The 19371-nt window shown below is 63.8% G+C and carries 15 protein-coding genes; 3 read left to right on the top strand and 12 right to left on the bottom strand.

All coding sequences use genetic code 11. The features are described from left to right. Nucleotides 1-21: 21 nt before the first annotated feature. The 6 genes from ACP92_RS04760 to msuE all read right to left on the bottom strand — a co-directional run bounded on the left by ACP92_RS04760 (nt 22) and on the right by msuE (nt 6038). A complete protein-coding gene (locus ACP92_RS04760; RefSeq protein ID WP_013232986.1) occupies nt 22-1338 on the bottom strand; it encodes an ABC transporter substrate-binding protein in 1317 nt (438 codons plus the stop codon). Between the two features lie 88 nt (nt 1339-1426). Further along, on the bottom strand, nt 1427-2470 hold the full coding sequence (locus ACP92_RS04755) for a branched-chain amino acid ABC transporter permease (RefSeq protein ID WP_013232985.1): 1044 nt from the start codon (nt 2468-2470) through the stop codon (nt 1427-1429). Nucleotide 2471: 1 nt separating this feature from the next. Next, on the bottom strand, nt 2472-3368 hold the full coding sequence (locus ACP92_RS04750; RefSeq protein ID WP_013232984.1) for a branched-chain amino acid ABC transporter permease: 897 nt from the start codon (nt 3366-3368) through the stop codon (nt 2472-2474). Further along, nucleotides 3368-4243, bottom strand: coding sequence for an ABC transporter ATP-binding protein (locus ACP92_RS04745; RefSeq protein WP_082147453.1), 876 nt, complete (start codon nt 4241-4243; stop codon nt 3368-3370). Before ACP92_RS04745 ends, ACP92_RS04750 begins: the two co-directional genes overlap by 1 nt. A gap of 2 nt (nt 4244-4245) precedes the next feature. Beyond that, complete coding sequence (gene sfnG, locus ACP92_RS04740) at nt 4246-5403, bottom strand: dimethylsulfone monooxygenase SfnG (RefSeq protein WP_013232982.1); 1158 nt, start codon at nt 5401-5403, stop codon at nt 4246-4248. Between the two features lie 62 nt (nt 5404-5465). Further along, the gene (msuE, locus tag ACP92_RS04735; protein ID WP_013232981.1) at nt 5466-6038 is read right to left on the bottom strand and encodes an FMN reductase; all 573 of its coding nucleotides are present in this window, start codon (nt 6036-6038) and stop codon (nt 5466-5468) included. Nucleotides 6039-6461: 423 nt separating this feature from the next. On the opposite strand from msuE, the gene ACP92_RS04725 reads away from it, so the two are divergent. Next, nucleotides 6462-7604 carry a sigma-54 interaction domain-containing protein gene (locus ACP92_RS04725; protein ID WP_013232980.1) on the top strand — a complete coding sequence of 381 codons (1143 nt, stop codon included), beginning with the start codon at nt 6462-6464 and terminating at the stop codon, nt 7602-7604. 126 nt (nt 7605-7730) lie between these two features. Next, entirely contained in the window at nt 7731-9878 is a 2148-nt protein-coding gene (locus ACP92_RS04720) for a TonB-dependent siderophore receptor (RefSeq protein ID WP_013232979.1), read from the top strand. A gap of 83 nt (nt 9879-9961) precedes the next feature. Here the strand turns inward: ACP92_RS04720 and ACP92_RS04715 are convergent, their stop codons facing one another. Continuing rightward, nucleotides 9962-10882 carry a dienelactone hydrolase family protein gene (locus ACP92_RS04715; protein ID WP_013232978.1) on the bottom strand — a complete coding sequence of 307 codons (921 nt, stop codon included), beginning with the start codon at nt 10880-10882 and terminating at the stop codon, nt 9962-9964. Nucleotides 10883-11444: 562 nt separating this feature from the next. On the opposite strand from ACP92_RS04715, the gene ACP92_RS04710 reads away from it, so the two are divergent. Further along, entirely contained in the window at nt 11445-12671 is a 1227-nt protein-coding gene (locus ACP92_RS04710) for an HD-GYP domain-containing protein (protein WP_013232977.1), read from the top strand. Between the two features lie 41 nt (nt 12672-12712). Here the strand turns inward: ACP92_RS04710 and ACP92_RS04705 are convergent, their stop codons facing one another. The 5 genes from ACP92_RS04705 to ACP92_RS04685 all read right to left on the bottom strand — a co-directional run bounded on the left by ACP92_RS04705 (nt 12713) and on the right by ACP92_RS04685 (nt 19252). Next, a complete protein-coding gene (locus tag ACP92_RS04705) occupies nt 12713-13654 on the bottom strand; it encodes a LysR family transcriptional regulator (protein ID WP_013232976.1) in 942 nt (313 codons plus the stop codon). Between the two features lie 206 nt (nt 13655-13860). Beyond that, nucleotides 13861-14127, bottom strand: a complete 267-nt coding sequence (locus ACP92_RS04700) for a PAAR domain-containing protein (RefSeq protein ID WP_013232975.1) — start codon at nt 14125-14127, stop codon at nt 13861-13863. A 39-nt stretch (nt 14128-14166) separates the two neighbouring features. Next, complete coding sequence (locus ACP92_RS04695) at nt 14167-14775, bottom strand: hypothetical protein (RefSeq protein WP_013232974.1); 609 nt, start codon at nt 14773-14775, stop codon at nt 14167-14169. Then, a complete protein-coding gene (locus tag ACP92_RS24035; RefSeq protein ID WP_013232973.1) occupies nt 14772-16505 on the bottom strand; it encodes a hypothetical protein in 1734 nt (577 codons plus the stop codon). Before ACP92_RS24035 ends, ACP92_RS04695 begins: the two co-directional genes overlap by 4 nt. Then, entirely contained in the window at nt 16502-19252 is a 2751-nt protein-coding gene (locus ACP92_RS04685; protein ID WP_156181719.1) for a type VI secretion system Vgr family protein, read from the bottom strand. Before ACP92_RS04685 ends, ACP92_RS24035 begins: the two co-directional genes overlap by 4 nt. Nucleotides 19253-19371 lie beyond the last annotated feature (119 nt).

The raw sequence follows: 19371 nt of genomic DNA, 5'->3' as shown, positions 1-19371 counted from the left end.
GGTTGTTGCACGGCAAAGGCATCAGTCATCGATGCTCTTGCGCACCTTGATGTTCTTTTCCTTGGCATAGGCCAGGGCGGACTTTTCGATGATGGGACGCAGCAGCTTCCAGTCCGGCGCGATCCAGTCCGAGACCACGTGCCACTGCTTGCCGTCCCATTGCTGGAAGGCCACCAGGCCATCGCCTTCGTGGTTGTCCCAGGTCACATGGATGGAATGGAACAGGCCCTTGGCGCCCAGCGCTGCGGTGCGCGCCTGGTCGATATTGAGGTTTTCCAGGCCCCAGCGGATTTCGTCACCGGTCAACGTACGCTTGCCGAACCTGGCCTGGGCGATGCGGATCGCTTCCACATTGAGGATGCCGTTGAGCACGCCCAGGTTGTGATAGACGCTGCCGATACGCTTGGGGTCCTGCAGATTACCCTTGCCGGCGCCATAGACGGTCTTCTGGATCTCCTGCAGCACCGGATACTGTGCGCCCGCCGCCACGGTGGTGATGGCCACATAGCCCTTGGCAGCGTCCCCTGCCGGGATCACGTCTTCTTCCGAATTGGACCAGACGTTGCCGATGATGCGGTCGGCCGGGAAGCCCGACTTCTGCGCCGTCTTCAAGGCCACCGGATTCATCACGCCCCAGCCGCGCAGCACCACGTAATCCGGCTTGGCGCGGCGGATCGCCAGCCATTGCGCCTGCTGGTCATTGCCAGGATGCGGCACTTCGATCTGTTGCAGCGAGAAGCCGTATTTTTCTGACAGCAGCTTGTAGATGGGGATGGTTTCCTTGCCATAGGGCGAACCGTGATAGAGCACCACGATCTTCTTGCCCTTGAGCTTGTCGGCGCCGCCCTCCTTGCTGGCGATGTAGTTGACGATGCCCGAGGTCTCGCTGTAGGGATTGAGCAGCAGCGGGAAGATGTACTTGAACACGCGCCCATCGGTGGTATCGGTGCGGCCATGGTTGATGGTCAGCAGCGGCACCTTGTCAGCGGTCACGCGGTCCAGCAGGGCATAGGCGATGCCGACCGAGAGCGGATTCCAGGTGGCGATATTGGGGCGTTGCTTGAGGCGCTCGTAGACTTCCACGCCGCGTTCCACTTCGTACTGGGTCTCGCCCTCTTCCCAGGTCAGCTTGACGCCGCCCACGCCGCCATCGCGCAGGTTGACCAGGTTCAGGTAATCGATGAAACCGCCGAAGAAACCGGTCCCGCCGGCGGCATAGGGACCGACGCGGTAACTCTGCAGGGGAAAGAACTGTTCATCGGCGCGCGCCTGTTGCAGGCCGGCCGTCAGAAGGACTGTGGTGAGGGCAATCGCTTTTAGTATTTTTGAGTGCAGCATGGTGATGTAGCTTCTCCGTGGTGAGAGTGAAGAGTGAAGAGTGAAGAGTGAAGAACGAAGGCGGAAGCGGAAACGATATAAATAATTATCAGGACGGCCAGAGCCGCTGCCGCCCACGCTGCCATAGCGCAGCCAGTCCCTGTGGTTCGACGATGAGGAAGAAGATGATCAGTGCGCCCAGCACGATGCGCTGGCTCATCTCCAGCACGCCCGAATCAAACCACTGCCCCAGCAGCAGGCTGCCCAGGCGCGACAGCAGCAGCGGAAACACCACGATCAGCGCCGCGCCGAAGAAGGCCCCGCGTATCGTGGCCAGGCCGCCGATGATGACGATGAAGAGGATCTGCAGCGAGCGGTCCAGATTGAAGCCCGCCGGCTCCACCGTGCGCAGGTAGACGAAGCCCCACAGCACCCCGGCCACGCCGATGACGAAGGAGGAGATGGCAAAGGCCAGCAGCTTGGTGCGCAGCACCGGCACGCCGATCACGCGGGCGGCCTGTTCGTTGTCGCGCACGGCGATGAAGTGATGGCCGGTCTGGCTCTGCACCAGCCGCCAGCACAACAAGGTCAGCACAGTGACGATGGCCAGCGCAAAAAGGTAGCGCCCGGCCGGCGTATCGAAAGCGAGGCCGCCCACCACCAGCGGCGGGGCATCGATCACGCCGGAGGGATTGTCATTGCTGAACCAGCTGAACTTGACCAGCACCCACTGCACGAAGAACTGCGCGGCCAGCGTCGAGACGGCCAGGTAGAAGCCGCGCAGGCGCAGGCTGGGCAAGCCGAACACCAGGCCGATGGCGGTGGCGGCCAGCCCTGCCAGGACGATGGAGACCAGCAGCGGCAAGCCGGCCACGCGCAGGTTGAGGTTGTAGGCGGCGAAGGCGCCCACGGCCATGAAGGCGGCGCTGCCTAGCGAGAGCTGGCCGGCATAACCGGTCAACAGGTTCAGCCCGACCGCCGCCAGCGAGAGCGCCAGGAAGGGAATCAACAAGGCGTCGATGAGGTAGGCCGAGGCTATCCACGGCACGACAACGTAGGCTGCCAGCAGCAGCAATAGCCAGGGCCATGCAGCGCGCAGCCATGCCCGGGGCGCGCTGAACCTGCGGGACGAGGGAGCAAGAGAGATCGTCATGTCAGGCCCTTTGCCAGGCACGCTGGCCGAACAGGCCGCTGGGCCTGACCAGCAGGAAGGCCAGCGCCGCCACATAGGCGAACCAGCCTTCGATGCCGCTGCCCACCAGCGGGCCGAGATAGACTTCCGCCAGTTTTTCCAGCGCACCGATCAACAGGCCGCCGACGATGGCGCCCAGCACCGAATCGAAACCGCCCAGCACCAGCACCGGCAGCGCCTTGAGCACCACCAGCGAGAGCGAGAACTGCACACCCAGACGCGCGCCCCACAGCAGCCCTGCGATCAAGGCAATCAAGCCGGCGGTGGCCCACACTGCCGCGAGGATGCGCGGCAGGCGCAATCCCACCGCCAGCGCCGCAAAGCCGTCATCGGCCAAGGCCCTGAATTCCAGCCCCAGCCGGGTGTAGCGGAAGAACAGCGAAAGCAGCGCCACCATCAAGGCAGCGGTAGCGGCGGCAAAGAGGTCGAAGGAAGAGATCATCATCCCGCCCAGTTGCAGCGGCGTATCGGCAATGCCCAGCTCCAGCGCATGCACCTGCGTCCCCCACAGCAACTGGGCTGCGCCCTCGATCACGTAGGACAGGCCCAGCGTGGCCATGAACAAGCTCATCGGCGACTGGTTCTGCAGCGGTCGCAAGACCACCCGCTCGATTGCCAGGCCCAGCAGGATCATCGCCGCCAGCGTCAGCAGCAAGGCCAGCACGAAGGGAATGCCGCGCTCCACCAGGCTCACGAAGGTCAATGCGGCAAACAGCAGCTGCGCGCCCTGGGCAAAATTGAGCACGCCCGAGGTCTTGTAGATCAGCACGAAGCCAATGGCCACCAGCGCATACATCACCCCGGAGAGCAGGCCGCCGGTCAGCACTTCGGCAAAGAACACCCCATCGAAATCGGACATCACGCGGCCTCCTGCTGGGCCACGCCCAGGTAGGCCTCAATCACCGCGGCATCCTGGCGCACGGCGGCTGGTGCGCCATCGGCGATCTTGCTGCCGTGATGCAGCACCACCACGCGATCGGACAATCCGAAGACCAGGCCGATGTCATGTTCGATCAGCAGGATGGCGGTATCGAACTGATCCCGTGCGGCGCGCACGAAATCGGCCATCTCGCTCTTTTCGGTGACGGTCATGCCGGCCATCGGTTCATCCAGCAACAGCAGCCGGGGTCGCGCCACCAGCGCGCGCGCCAGCTCCACGCGCTTCTGCAGGCCATAGGGCAAGCCGCCGACCTGGCGCTCGGCGTAGGCGCGCAGGTCGAGGAAGGCCATCATCTGCTCGGCCTGTGCGCGTGCGTCGATCCGCTCGCGGCGAGCGCGCCCGAGACCGATGATCTGTTCCACGAAGCTGGCCCGCATGGCGTTGACGCGGCCCAGCACGATGTTGTCGCGCACGCTCAGGCCCTTGAACAAGGCCAGGTTCTGGAAGGTGCGCGCCACGCCCAGCCGTCCCAGGCGCGCCGTCGGCACCTGCCGCAAGCGCCGCCCGCCCAAGCTGACCGTGCCTTGCGTGGGCCGATACAGGCCACTCATGACATTGACCAGCGAACTCTTGCCCGCGCCATTGGGACCGATCACGGCCAGGATCTCGCGTTCGTGCAAGGCCAGGTCAACGTGACGCAGCGCCTGCACGCCGCCGAAGGACAGGCTGACGCCCTCCAGCTGCAGGACCGGCGCAGCACTGGCCCGCACCAGCGGCGCCGCTGCCGGGCTGCTGTGCGCAGGGGGTGCAGCCTCGGCCAGGCCGGGCAGCGTCGCGCCGAGCGTGCCGCCCATGCTCACGCCACCGCTTCCAGGACGGGAGCAGCAGCCGGGCTGGCCGCTGTGGCTGCCTGGCGGGCTTCCAGCTCGCGCACCAGCGGCAGCACCTTCTGGCCGAAGTATTCGACTTCCTCGATGAAGTGCAGGAAGCCGGTCAGCACCAGATCCACGCCGATGGCCTTGAGCGCGACGATGCGCTCGGCGATCTGTTGCGGGGTGCCGATCAGGTTGGTCTTGAATCCATCGTTGTATTGCACCAGATCCTCGAAGGTGGACTTGGCCCAGTTGCCCTCGCCTTCCGGCGAGGCCTTGCCGGCCTGCTTGACGGCGTCGCCGAAGGCATGCACGGCTTCCACGTGGGCGTGGTCGATGATGTCTTGCAGCACTGCCTGCGCTTCTTCTTCGGTATCGCGGGCGATCACGAAGGCGTTCACGCCGATGCGCACCTTGTGGCCGTTCTGGGCGGCCTTGGCCTGGATGTCATCGATCTGCGCCTTGAGGCCTTCGAGCGTATTGCCGTTGGTGAAGTACCAGTCCGAGACGCTGGCCGCATTGTCGCGCGCGGCACGGGAGCTGCCACCCTGGAAGATTTCCGGATGGGGCTTCTGCACGGGCTTGGGACTGAGGGTGTAGTTGTTGAAACGATAGAAATCGCCCTTGAAGGTGAAATCATCCTGGGTCCAGATACCCTTGAGCGCGCGGATGAATTCATTGGAGCGGCGATAGCGTTCATCATGTTCCAGCCAGGGTTCGCCGATGGCCTGGAACTCACCCTTGAACCAGCCGCTGACCACGTTGATGGCGATGCGGCCATTGGAGATGTGATCGATGGTGGCGATCTGCTTGGCCACCACGGCCGGATGCCACGGCCCCGGCAAGATGGCGGCCAGCACCTTGAGCTTGGTGGTGGCGTGCAACAGGGCCTGGCTGAAGGAAACCGACTCGTGCTGGTATTCAGCGCCATAGCCGGCGGTGAAACGGATCTGGCTCAGGGCGTATTCGAAACCGGCTTTCTCGGCGGTCACGGCCAGGCGCTGGTTGTATTCCAGGCTCCAGTCGGTGCGTTGCGGGATCGTGCTCACGACCAGGCCGCCGCTGACATTGGGGACCCAGTAGGCGAACTTGACTGCGTCGGTGCGGGTAGCGGCTGCGGTAGTGGATGGTGCTTGGCTCATGGAAGATCTCCTGTGGTAATGGCGCTCATCGGGGATGGAAAGACGGCAATGAAGACCGGCAGTTACACGTGGACGTGTGCCTGGACCGGCGTAGCAGCGACCGCCTGCAACACCGGCAATGCACGCTGCACGGTCAGCGCAATGCGCTCCTGCAGGGCCGGGCTGATGATGGTTTCGTTATCGAACTCCAGGGCGTTGGCGTACACGCCCAAGGGCAGGGTCAGCGCCTGGAAGAAGGCGAACAGCGGGCGCAGCTGGTGATCGATGGCCAGCGCATGGCGGTCGCTGCCGCCGGTGGCGGCCAGCAGCACGGGCTTGCCGATCAGCGACTCTTGCGGCACCAGGTCGAACAGATGCTTGAACAAACCCGAATAGGAGCCGCGATAGACAGGACTGCCGGCGACGAGCACATCGGCGGATTCGATGGCGGCGATCTTCTGGCGTACGGGGTCGGGCAACTGCGCCAGTTCGGTGGCGCTGAGCAACTGGCCGCCGAGATCGGACAGGGCCACGACCTCAGTGCGGATGACAAGGTGCTGGCCCAGTTGCGCGGCGATGGCATGGAGTAGGCCCAGGGTGCGGGAGGGACGGCGGCCGCTTCCGGCGACGATGACGACTTGCAGGGGACGGCTCATGAAGAAGGCTCTCCTTGGATGGCTAGAGGGAACGCGGTCGTTTGCGCCCTGTTCCTTCAGCGAAGAACGTGCCAGCCCGTGAAGCCTTGTAAATCAAGGACTTGCGACAAACCCTGCTACTGCTGCAGCAGCAATGTGCTCATGCACTGCTGCTGCAGCAGCAAAGCGGCCGCTCCGAAATTACTAAGTTTTCTGATATGTATGACAGCTTTTACGGGCGACTCCATTCCTGTCGTGCAATGGCGACGCATCATCGTCAGCCCCTTGTCAGACAAGGTTTTGCGGACGATGGCCCAACGTATACCGAGCATGCTTATGCTGAATTGGTCGTTAATCCGTCCTACGCATATTGTTAGAATGAAATCGCTTTCCCCTCCTGCACTCCCCCCCGTTGCAGGAGATTCCCCAAGCACGGAGCCTGACATGCACGCCAGCCATCGCTCTGCCCATCTGTATGCGCTGCCCTCCTCGCCGGAGGGTCACGGCGATCTTGCAGCGCGCGCGTCGCCACCGCTGCTGACCTTGCCCCATGCGCGCAAGCTGGGCACGTCCATCCGCGCCACTGCGCAGGTATTCCATGATCCGGTTTCGCTGGCCTTGCTGGAACGCGTGCAGCGCGTGGCTCCCAGCGACGCCAACGTGGTCATCATCGGCGCTACCGGCACCGGCAAGGAATTGATTGCGCGCCACGTGCACGAGCTGAGCCAGCGGCGGGATGCGCCTTTCGTGGCGGTGAACTGCGGCGCGTTTTCGGAGAGCCTGGCCGAGAGTGAGTTGTTCGGCCATGAGAAAGGCGCATTCACCGGCGCCATCACCCACAAGCCGGGCTGGTTCGAGGCTGCCAATGGCGGCACCCTGTTCCTCGATGAAATCGGCGACCTGCCGCTGGCCATCCAGGTCAAGCTGTTGCGGGTGCTGCAGGAACGCGAAGTGGTGCGGCTGGGCTCACGGCGCAGCATCCCCATCGATGTGCGCATCATTGCGGCCACCAACGTGCGCCTGCAGGATGCGGTGGCGGCCGGGCATTTCCGCCAGGACCTGTACTATCGGCTGCAGGTGGTGCAGCTGGCCATTCCACGCTTGCGTGAGCGGCCTCTGGACATCCTGCCGCTGGCCTATCACTTCCTGCATGAATATCGCCAGCGCCTGGGCTATGGCGCGGCCCGCATCGATGGCGAGGGCGAACGCAAGCTGCGCCAGCATGACTGGCCGGGCAATATCCGCGAACTGGAAAACGCCATCCACCATGCGCTGCTGATCTGCCAGGATGACTGCCTGCGCGCCGAACACTTCCATCTCTCGCATGTGGAGCGGCGGCTGGACTACGCAGTTGCCGCCGCCGACGAGCGCGGCAATGATCCCCTGCACGCCCTGGAACAAGCCTTGCAAGGTCTGTTCAACCAGTCGCAGGAGGGCCTGTTCGAGAAGATCGAGGACACCGTCTTTCGCACCGCCTTCGAATTCTGCGAACGCAACCAGGTGCAGGCCGCGCGCCTGCTCGACATCAGCCGCAACGTGCTGCGGGCGCGGCTGATCCGTAACGGTCAGATCTCGGCGCTGAAATAGGCCGCATTGCAAGATGACAAGTTTTCCTGACGTTTTTTCACAAAAAACTTACAATCAGCCAACAATTAGTAACGATTATCATTTATATTCTGGCTCCCGATAATTTGCATGGCAGCTTGAATACCGATGATGATGTCCCGAGGATTTCCCGCCCCCAGCGCCGCCGGCTGGCTGCTGGCGGGTCTGTTCGCCGTAACGCCGCTGGCCTGGGCCGACACCGCCGCCGCCACCGCCACGACCAATGCCCAGGAAGGCGGCACTGCAGCGGCCCTGCCCGAGATCAGCGTATCGGCTGGCCGCGAAAAGAACAGCTACAACGCGCCCTCCACCAGCGGCGCCACCCGCACCGATACGCCGCTGCTGGAGCTGCCGCAATCCGTACGGGTCATGACGACCCAGCAGATCGATGACCTGGGCGCAGTGCGTCTGGCCGACACGGTCGACTACGTCAGCGGCATCAGCCGTCTCAATGACTTCGGCGGCACCTGGGACAACTTCGCCATCCGTGGTTTCAGCAGCACCGACATGGGTTTCCTGGTCAATGGCTTCCCCGGTTCGCGTGGCTACAATCCGCGCCGCGACACCGCCACCATCGAGCGCATCGAATTCCTCAAGGGGCCGGCCTCGGCGCTGTATGGCAGCAGCGAGCCCGGCGGCACCATCAACATCGTCACCAAGAAACCGCAGTTCAGCGCCAGCAACAGCGCCGAAGTCAGCGCCGGCACTGGCGGTCTGCGCCGCGCCACGGTGGACAGCACCGGCCCGCTGAGCCAGAACCTGGCCTATCGCCTCATCGCCATGACCGAAGAGGGCGATAGCCGCTCCAGCCTGCTCAGCAACCGCCGCTCGCTGGTGGCGCCCTCGCTGGCCTGGGTCATCGACAAGAACACCCTGCTGAACTACGAGGGGGAATTCCTCCAGGCCAGCACACCGCTGGACCGCGGCATCATCAATGTGAGAGGCGTGCTGGGCGGCCTGCCGCGTGACCGCGTCCTGAGCGAACCCTCGGACGGCAACATGGCCATGCGCAGCAATACCCACCAGCTCACGCTGGAACACAGCCTGTCGGAGCAATGGCGTATGCGCCTGGGCGCCAGCTACAAGGAAAGCAGCTTCGATGGTTACTACACCGAAGCGAAACTCAGAAATCCATTGCAAGCCGATCTGCGCACCCTTGATCGCACCGGTACCTGGCGTCAATTGCCCTCGAGAGACATGTCCATTCAGGGCGAACTGCATGGCCAATTCAAGACCGGCGACATCGCGCACACCTTCCTCGTTGGCGCGGAGGCCTCCAAGCTATGGATGAACACCGAGATCCTGCGCTCGACCACCCTACTGCCCATCGACATCTACAACCCGATCTATGGCGCGGCGCGCCCTGCCTTGGACGACCGCACCAGCAGCTCGGACGAGAACCAGCGCGTCAAGGCCCTGTTCGTGCAGGACCAGCTGTCGCTGTCGCCGCAATGGAAGCTGCTGGGCGGCCTGCGCTGGGACCAGTACAACCAGAGCGTGGTCAGCCGCGTCGCTCCCGTGGGGACCACTTCGCAACGCCAGAGCGCGGTCTCGCCGCGCGCCGGCATCAGCTACCTGCCCAATGCCTGGAGTTCGGTCTACCTGAGCGCGGGCAAGTCCTTCCGTGGCAACAGTGGCGTGGACGTCAACGGCCGCCCCTTCGATCCGCAGCGCTCGACCTCGTATGAAGCCGGCCTGAAACTGCAAAGCACCGATGAACGCCTGGGCGCGAACTTTGCGGTCTACGACATCACCAAGACCAATGTCCTGACCACCAGCGACAATCCCAACTTCATGGCCGCTGCCGGCGAAGTCAAGAGCACCGGTTTCGAAGCCGATGCCTATGGCCAGCTCAACGCCAACTGGCGCCTCTCGGCCAATTTCTCCTGGGACGACGCCCGCGTGAGCAAGGATCGCACCCTGCCCACCGGCACGCGCCTGGCCAACATCCCGGCCTATAGCGCGGGCCTCTTGGTCATGCGTGAAGACGCCCTGGCCAATGGCGCGCGCTATGGCGTGGGCGGCGGTGTCAACTATGTGGGCAACCGCTCTGGCAATGCGGCTGACACCTATTCCCTGCCAGCCTATACGCTGGTGAAGCTGCTCAGCTATTGGCAGGTCAGCAAGAACGTGCGCCTGTCGCTGGACGTGCATAACCTGTTCAACCGCAACTACTACCCTGGTTCGTGGAACAACCTCTACGTCATGCCGGGTGCTGAACGTACGGTGGTGGCGCGCATGAAGATCGATCTCTGATCTTTCCGCACACAAATTGACATGCCCCCTGCCGCGAGGCCGGGGGCATTTTCTTTGGCGCGTGCGTCAGTACTGCGTCGGAATCAGCGGTGCGCGGTAAAGCCCTGCTGTTCGAGGAACTCGGCCACGCGGGGCTGCCACGATTGCGGGAAACGTGCAAAGAGCAGGTGGCCATCCTCGCCGTGCGGCGGGAACAGCACGAACTCGCCCTTGCCGCCAGCGGCCTGGAAGGCATTGAACCATTGGCGCGGATAGGTCGGTCCCATCCACTGGTCATTCTCGGTATAGATCCACAGGGTCGGTACCTGGGAGGACTTGCCGTAGTCGCCGAACATCTGCTCCAGCTTCTGCGGGCCGCAGGGTTGCTGCGGATGGGTCTTGGGATTGCCGCCACCGCCGCCGGCGAAATTGATCGCCGCCTTCAGGCCAGGCACCTGGTGCGAGGCCACGGTGATAGCCGTGGTACCGCCGAACGACTGGCCGACCACCACCACCCGCGCGCCATCGGTCCCCGGCAGGGCCTTGACGGCGTTGATGGTGGCGATGGTCTGCTGGGCGGCGGCCTCATAGACCGGCGGATAGAAGCGGCTGTTGCAACCGCCGGCATCCTCCAGGTCGTCGCCGCCGGTCACGCCATAACCCACGCGGGTGGGGACGGCGACCACGAAACCATAGCGGACGAAGAAGCGCGAGGCCACCGTAAAGCGCGCGCGGCCCAGATTGGCGCGTCCGGCAGCCTCGGCTGCGCGACCGTGGTTGAGCACCAGGATGGGTGCAGGGGCCGGATTGGCGTCATCACGCCAGATCGTCACGCGCATCTTCTGTTCGACCGGTTTGCCGTACATGTTCTTCAGGCTGACCGGCACGTCGATCTGTTGTTCGATCAGCGCGGCATACGCGCCGTTGGCGGCGCCAAGCCCTGCCACTAGCGTAGCGGCCAGCAAGAGTGGCAGCGGCATGCGCCGTGGGCGGCGTAGGCCGGGTCGATGTTCTCTGGTGTGCATGGAAGGTATTTCCTGTGCGGGTGATGCGCATGCAGGTGCAACCCCATGTGGCCCTGCATCGCTGCGATATTCTAAGATTTTTGTCTTGCAACACCCTGACGGCCGTATGCAGCATCGAGGCAAGAGAGCAGGGAAATCCGGGCCTGCGCCCGGCCCGGGGAATGCCAATGTCGATCACGATGCCGAACGATGCCTGACCAGCCATTGACACCTGCCGAATGTCAGAGTCCCGGTGCATCCAGCCGATGTCGGCATCGTTCCTTGAACCTGACATGCACGACGCGCAAGAGAAACTCCCCCTCCGCTCCGGCGTGCCGCCTGCACGGCAGGCTAACGTGCCCCCCGACACGTTGCCGATCTGCATCGGCACGGCTACTCTATTACAGGCTTGCCAGTTTGATTAGTCCCCGTTTTGCGAACGCATTCATTAACGTTGATTAACAATCATCGTAAAGTCAACGCAGCGGGCAGAGATTGATCGCCATTCATCCGAATCATTTATTACACTTGTTAAGCCAAAACGACTAATCAATCCCAGCCAGATGTAATACATTCCGGATCTATGACGCGTCTAAAGAAAATCGAGGTTGGCCAGCTCAGTGTAGGAATGTATTTTTCCGGGTTCGACGGGGCGTGGATAGACACGCCCTTCTGGCGCACCAGCTTCCTGGTGCGCAAGGCTTCCGAAATCGCCCGCGCCCGGGCCGCAGGCTATACCTATTGCTGGATCGATACCGACCAGGGCATCGACCTGGCCGGCGCCGAGGCCGATCGCCTGCCAGAAACCGAAGAACCCGAGGCCGCCGGCAGCAGCTCCAGCCGCTCCGAACTGGATGACGCCCTGCGGCTCTATGAAAATGCCAAGCAGACCACCCAGCAGATGTTCAAGCAGGCGCGCCTGGGCAAGACGCTGGACGTGGAGAACTGCAAGAGCCTGGTCGAGGAAATCGCCACCTCGGTAGCGCGCGACTCGAACGCCTTGCTCAGCATCATCCGTCTCAAGCGGGTGGACGAATATACCTATCTGCATTCCATCGCCGTCTGCACCCTGATGGTGGCGCTGGCGCGCACGCTGGGCATGGACGATATCGCCTGCAAGGAAGCCGGCCTGGCCGGTTACCTGCATGACGTCGGCAAAGCCTTCATCCCGCTGGAGATCCTCAACAAGCCTGATCGCCTGAGCGAACAGGAATACAAGATCATCCAGCGCCACCCCGCCCTCGGCTACGACTACCTCAAGGGATTCTCGGGCGTGCCCGACTATGTGCTGGACGTCTGCCTGCATCACCACGAGAAGATCGATGGCTCGGGCTACCCTTCACGTCACCAGGGCAACCAGATCAGCGTGTATTCGCGCATGGCGGCGGTCTGTGACGTCTACGACGCCGTGACCTCGGAACGTCCCTACAAGAGCGGTTGGGATCCGGCCGAATCGCTCTCGCGCATGGCCTCTTGGCAGGGGCATTTCGACCGTCCCATTTTCCTGGCCTTCGTCAAGGCGCTGGGCATCTATCCGATCGGCTCGATCGTGAAACTGCAGTCGGGCCGCACGGCGCTGGTGATCCGGCAGAACCATGTCGACCTCACCAAGCCGGTGGTCAAGGCTTTCGTCACCACGCCCTCTATCGAGGTGGTGGAGAGCGAGATCATCGATCTCTCCGCGCCCGGGCAGACCGACGCCATCGCCGAGCGCAGCGGTCAGGACTGGCTCAAGAGCAACGGCTTGGTGATCGATTCGCTCAAGGCCATGATGGAAGCGTCCGACCTTCCCATGCGCATTTCCGGTTGATCGTAGCGATGGCTATTGGGGCTTGAGCCAGCGTGCGCCGGTCAGGCCGGATCAGTAGCGTTGGCAGGGCTGGCAGGTGCAGGATGGCGGCTGCGGAAGTAGGCCTCCAGATGCTCGATGCATTTGACGATCTTCTGCGGCGGGCTCTCGCGGTACTTGGTCGTCAGGAACGCGCAATAGACATCCAGCTCCCAATCCGGGAGCACCACCTCGAGCCGGCCGGCATCCAGATCCTCCTGCACCTTGCACGCCAGCAGGCGCGCCACGCCATGCCCCTGCAGGGCCAGTCGCCGTAGCGAGCGGGCGTGGTTGGCGCTGACGCGCGGCGTGAGGTGCAACTGTGCGCACTGGCCGCCACGGTTTTTCAAGCTCACCTCGACACTGCTGCCGTGCGGGGTGAAGAACAGGAAGTCGTGCTGCGGCAGATCCTCAGGATGGCGGATCGGCGCATGCGCCCGCAGGTAGGCTGGCGAGGCGCACAGCACCGCCGGCAGCGACGCCAGGTAGACATCGTTCTCGCTGGACGTCTTGCCCACGCGCAGCGCCAGGTCCACGCTCTTGTCCATGAGGTCGATGTTGTGGTCGTTGACATCGATGTTGATGCGCAGCTTGGGATGGGCGCGGATGAAATCATCCAGCGCCGGCACCAGGTATTCGGAGGCCATGAAGCTGGACGCGGCAATGCGCAGCTCTCCCAGCAATTCCTTGTGCAGGCTTTCGGTGAGCTGGCGCGCCTCGCTGGCCAGGTCCACGATGCGGCTGCAATTGGCATAGAAGCTATGCCCTGCCTCGGTCAGGCTGAGCTTGCGAGTGGTCCGGTGCAACAGGGTGGTGCCGAGCATGGCCTCCAGGGCGCTGATATGCTGGCTCACCGAAGAGGAGGTCAACCCCAGCTCGCGGGCCGCCTTGGAAAAGGCGCCCAGCTCTACCACCCGGGAAAAGATCACCATGCGCGGCAGGTAATCCATCGCGTTGTTCTTCATCGTCGTGCGCTTTGGGATAGTCGATCACATGAGGCTCGACTATAACGGCATCGTCACGTAATAAAGCGACCAAGCTGCGCGTGAATTACGGTTTATTTTCTCTTCAGTCAGGAAGACGGTCCCATTCTGCAAGAGCATCTGTGAGTTTTCTGCGCTGCGCTCAGCGCCACCGGCCAGTCGCGGCGAGCGGCGCAAGCGGCTAGGCTTCAGCCGTGAGTGGCCGTGGCCAGGGTGGAAACGAGGGTGCAGCCGCAGGCGGCGCGCTGCCCATGCAGGGCCACGTTGCGACCATCGATCTGGAAGCTGGGCGCGCCCTCGATGATGGCATTGACGCCATGCCCGGGCAGCGGACACATCACCTTGTCGCCCACCCGCGCCACACCCAGCCCCCCGATGAGATGGGTGGTGGAAGCGGTGATGACCCGGCCGCCGTGGGAAGTCGGGTCGCCCAGTCGAATGATGGCTGCTGCCATGGCTTGATCTCCGTTGCGTTGGGCTCGGCGTCAGTCGGCTCAGGCATCCAGGCCGAAGAGGCGATCCAGATCCTTGAAGGTGGCTTCCTTGGTCTTGAGGTCGTCGCTGCGCAGGCCGCGGTAGAGGCGCAGGTATTGCGCCTCCGGCAGGGAATCCTCGGTGATGCCATAGCATTCCAGCAGCTTGTTGGTGGCGTTGACCAGCGGCAAGGTCTCGGTCTCGGTGCGGATCATGCCGCGCAGGGCTTCCAGCAGCGCCTCGTTGGATTCATCGGCCGGCACGTAGAAGGCGGCGCGCGAGCGCAGCGTGCGGTCGGTGCTGGACATGAGCCGCAGGAAGACCTCGATGAGCGCCGGATCGGGCTGGCGGCGATACAGCTCCCAGGCGGCGGCCAGGGCCGCATCGTCGTTGAGCACACCCTGCTCCAGCAGCTCGCGCACCACCGGCACGGCGCGCTCGGCATCGGCCAGGAACAGGCCCTTGACGCTCTCGTCGGAACCGCCCGGCCTGGTCATCTCCAGCAGATGGTCGAAGGCCTTGCTGCGCTCCTCCGCCGTCATCGGCGCAAAGTAGGTTTCGTTCAGGCCGTCCAGACGCTCCCGGTTGTACATCGTGAAGAAGTCGAGGAAGTTTTGATATGCGCTCATGGTTTTCGTTGGTCAAACTTGAGTAGATCGCCGATGTAATTATCGGACAGAGGATGGGACTGGCCGCCCAAGTCTACGACATGCATCTTGATGTCGGTGATCTGGCCGGTGGTTTTCTTCAAGTCCATCAGCAGGGGCTTTTCGCTGTTATGCCAGACGGTGCCGGCGTCCCACAGCTTTTCCGGTGTTTGTACCACATTGACGACGCCGGAGGCGCCGTTGGCGTATTTCTCCGAGACGCTGCCCCACAGGCCGCTGGCGTAGGGGCCGGGCTGTCCACCCGAGGCATTCCAGGGATAGGCCTTGTTGACATCATCCCAGCCATCGATGATGCGTCCGCCTGGCGTGGTTTCGAGCGTCACCCCGCCGATCTTCTCGGCGTAGGCGCGAGCGGCGTCGACCTGGCCCAGCTTGGACGCCTGGCCCGAGGTGCCGGACCAGAACACGGCGCCATCCTTGGGCGAGGACACATCGAGCCGCTTGACCACCTCGTCCCAGCTATCGCCCGGATTCTTGGGCAGATACGGGCGCAGGATGCTGCGCGCCTCTTCCAGCTTGGCGGCGGCCAGCGCCTGGTCGCCCGCCTTGGCGGCAGCGTCGGCCTCGTTGGAGAGCTGCGTGATGCGGGCGCGATCGGCTGCCGCAGCCGCATCGACCACGGCCTGCTTCTTGCCGTTCGGGCCGGGCTTGGCTGGATCGACGGGATCGGGCTTGTCCTTGAGCGGCGGCTTGCCGCCAGCGCCGTCGGCCGCTTTGGGGGCGGTCTTGGCGGCCGGCTTTGCGGCCGGTTTTGCGGCGGGCTTGCCAGCTGGCTTGGTCCCAGGTCTGGCCGGCAAGGCCTCCGACTTGGCGGCCGGTGCGGCGTGGGGGGCGGCAGCCGGGGTCTCCTTGGGCAGCACCTGGCCCGGTGTATCGCGCACGCGCTGCGTGGGCGGCTTGGGCGGTGCGGCCTTGCTGGCCTGCACCCCTGCCGATGCGGTATGGGCTTCCTGGGGGGCCGCCTCGGCCAGCACCTTGGCCAGACGCGCATCGAGCTCGGCCAGCGCCTTGGGGATCTTGTTGAGCGCTTCCTGCTGGACGGCGTAGAACTTGCGTTCCCACTCGGCCAGGATGGCGATGCGATGCTTGACGAGGTTGAAGTAGCTCAGGCTTTCCAGGTGCACGCGCAGCGACTTGACCATGCTCAGCAGCTTGCCGCTGAACTTGCGCAGCGCCGCCATCAAGGCCTTTTCATAGGGCGCGAACTTGACGGCGCGCAGGAACTTCATGACGTCGCCCTTGATGAATTTCTGCAGGAAACGCACCAGTTCCACCAGCTTGGACGCTTCCTTGATGAGCAGCAGCATCACAGAGCGCAGCGCGGCCCCCAGCTCGGAACCCGCCAGCCCGCCGACGATGGCGCCCACGCCAGCCGCAGCAGCGCCGCCGGCGGCCATGGCCAGGGGCAGCGCGATGACGATCAGGCAGGCGCTCAGCAACACCCATTCCATGATGTCTTCGCGCTTCTCGGGATGGCTGGCCATGCGCAGGATCACCGCCACGGCGTCGCGCGCGCTGGTGACGATGACCACGCCGGGCACGAAGCTCACCAGCATGTCGGCCACCACCGCCGAGAGCGGCCTGTTGTCGGCGAACTCGCCGAAGAGCACCGACTTCAACCAATCCATGCCGCCGACCACGCTGCTCCAGGCGTCGTCGAGGATGCTGTGTTCGTCCTTGTCCTGGCTCACGACTTGCCTCCCTTGCCCAGCGCGCCGAGCACCTTGGGCGTCCAGTTGAGCAATTCATGCAGGTCCTCGTGCAGTTCGGTGTTGACCATGGATGATGCTTGCAGCGGTTGATAGTTGTATTCCACCTTGGCGCTGGTGCCCGCCGGCACGCCGCTCAGGCGCGCAATGCCCTGGGCGTCCAGCGTACCCTTGCGCACGCTGCCATCGCTGAGGATGGCCTTGTAGGCAGCGCCGGCCAGCGGTTCCCCCCAGTCGGTGAGATGACGGAATTCCATGTCCGAGGGCTGCAGCTCGCTCTTCTGCACATGCGGCATGACGAAGTTCTGGCTGGCCGGCCCCGGCATGGAATGCAGCGAAGCCTTGGCTTCCCACTTGCCGGGCGTGCCCTGGGTGATGCCTGCGCTATTGATCTGGATGAAGGAGCCGCCGGCCGAGATCATCACCTCGTCCTTGGCATGGATCTCCACCCTGCCGCTGGTGGAGAGCAGGCGCGCCACCTTTTCGGCGATGAGGTCCAGATCATCGCTCTGGGCCTGGATTTCCACCTTGCCCTTGGCGGCGAACAATTTCATGCCGGCGTTCTGGGCGAACAGGCTGATCTTTTCCTTGACCGTGGCCAAGAGGCTCTTGCCGCTGGCGATGCTGGTGTCCTTGCCGGAGGTCAGGGTGGTCTCCTGCGCCGAATGCACCTGCGTGCCCTGGTCCGTGGCCAGGCCGATGCCGGCGGGTGCGGCCATCATCAGCAGCGGCTTCTTGAAGCGATTGGCGCTACCCTGCCCCTGGCCGCTGTACTTGTCTTCGGTGGCGTCGACGAAGTCCTTGAGGCTGTCCTGCGCGAGCGCTTCCGCGCCGGCCCTGGAGGCGCTGTCGGACAGCCCGCGCGCCAGGTCCGCGCTGGCCTTCATGAGGCTGGTGGCCTCGCTGGCGTCGAGCTGCGTGCCTTGCGGACCGGGACGTCCATAGCTGCTCAGGTAGAGGCCTTTTTGCGTGACCACCGCGCCGTAGTCATCGGTGCTCAGGGCGAAGCCGGAGCCATAGAAATTCCTGCGTTCATTGTCGGCCTGGCTGACCAGGTAACCGAGATTGAGCTGGGCGTTGGACTGGCTGCTGTAGAGATGGACGCGGTTCTGGCTGGTGGTGTCATCCATCACCAGCTGGTTGAAGCCATTGCCGCCGAACTCCTTGGACTTCAGTCCAGACAGTCGGCCATCGGTGTGCCATTGCGGCGGCTGCTCCTGGTTGAACAGGCGGCCAGTCGCGACCGGCCGGTCGGGGTCGCCGTTGAGGAAGGAGATGATCAGTTCCTGTCCCACCCGGGGCACCTTGACCTCGCCCCAGTTCTCGCCGGCATTGGGATAGCTCACGCGCACCCAGCACGACGCCTTTTCATCGCCAGGATTGATGCGGTCCCAGCGGAACTGCACCTTGACGCGATTGAGCTTGTCGGTAAACACCTCTTCGCCCTGCGGCCCGACCACCACCGCCGTCTGCGGATGCATCACCGGCTTGGTGTGGTCGAAGGGACTGCGGTAGGGCAGCTTGCGCCGCTGCACTTCGAAGCGATTGAAGCAGTGGCCGGTGCGGGCATTGCCGCCCGCATCGTCATTGCTGCGCCCCATCGAGGCCTTGAAGGCATCCAGCTGCGGCTTCAGGCTGCCCGGGAAATCCCTGGCCGTGCCGGACAACGGCAGGTTGTTCTCGATGAACCACTCCACGGCGATGAGCATGAACTGGCTGTCCTGCTTGCTATCGCCGCGGTGGGCGGGATGGTCGGTGAGCGTAAACCAGCGGCCGGCCGCCAGCGTGCGCGCACCGGACACTCCCATGAAACGCTTCATCGAAGATTCCCACTGTTCCACCCGCAGACGCGCCTGGCGGTCGCCGTCGTCCTGCTTGGCGTAACTGTAGGGGCCGCTGTATTCATAGACTTCCAGCTCGCCCGGCAAGGCCCCATGCTCGGGCAGTACACGCTCCTGGGTCTGCTTCTGGTCGCCCGGCGACTTGTAGTCATCGGTGCGCGTGGCCAGCCGGGTCGAGGCCAGTCCGCGGCTGGCGCTCCAGTGCAGGATGCGGTTGACTTCATCTTGCGTACCCGCGCCGTGGAAAGCCAGCTGTTCCGGCGCGAGTGGCTTGGCCTGGTCGGTGTTGTCGGTGATGACCAGCACGTGCCCCGAGCCATCCGGCTTCTGCTCGTGATAGGCATACCAGCCCTCTTCTTCCATCAGGCGCTGCACGAAGTGCCAGTCCGTCTCGTACTGGGTGCAGTAGGAGCGCGGCAGGGCAGGCGTGACGATCTCGAAGCGGTAGTTGCCGCGCGCGTAGGCGTGCTGGTCGAACACGTCGGCCAGGATGTCGTCGGCCTTGCTGTCCTGCCAAATACGCGCGTCCTTGCGATATTTGAGGAAATGCAGCCACGGCGCCATGCCGATCTGGAACGAGGCTAACTGGCCATCGCTGCCCAGGCGCCTGGCCGTGTGCACATAACCATGCAGGGGTGCGTAATCGCTGCCGTCCTGCTGCAACCAGAGCGTGACCGGCTGGGCGATGAGCTTCTTGAGTTCGATATCGTCGCGGGTGGAGACCAGGTCGATCGTGTAATCGTACCCCCGCCCCAGACGCTCGCTGCCCACCATCCGTTGCGGCAGCAGCACGTCGGGACCCAGCACGGAATCGAGCTTGAGGATACGTTTTTCCTGGCCGACGAAGGTGTCGGCCAGCGCAGAGAGCGTTGTCAGTACATTGTCCATAGCGCTAGATGGCGGTAAGCAGACTGGAAACGGCATTGCCCTCCAGCGCCGTGATCAGCATGGGCTGACCGCAGTGACACGAACTTGCTCAGGCGAGGACGAACAGGAATGCACTGGCG

This window comes from Herbaspirillum seropedicae, assembly GCF_001040945.1.
In the GTDB taxonomy this organism is placed as follows: Bacteria; Pseudomonadota; Gammaproteobacteria; order Burkholderiales; family Burkholderiaceae_D; genus Herbaspirillum; species Herbaspirillum seropedicae.
Note: the sequence above shows the minus strand (reverse complement) of the source record. Positions and strands in the feature narration are given on the sequence as shown.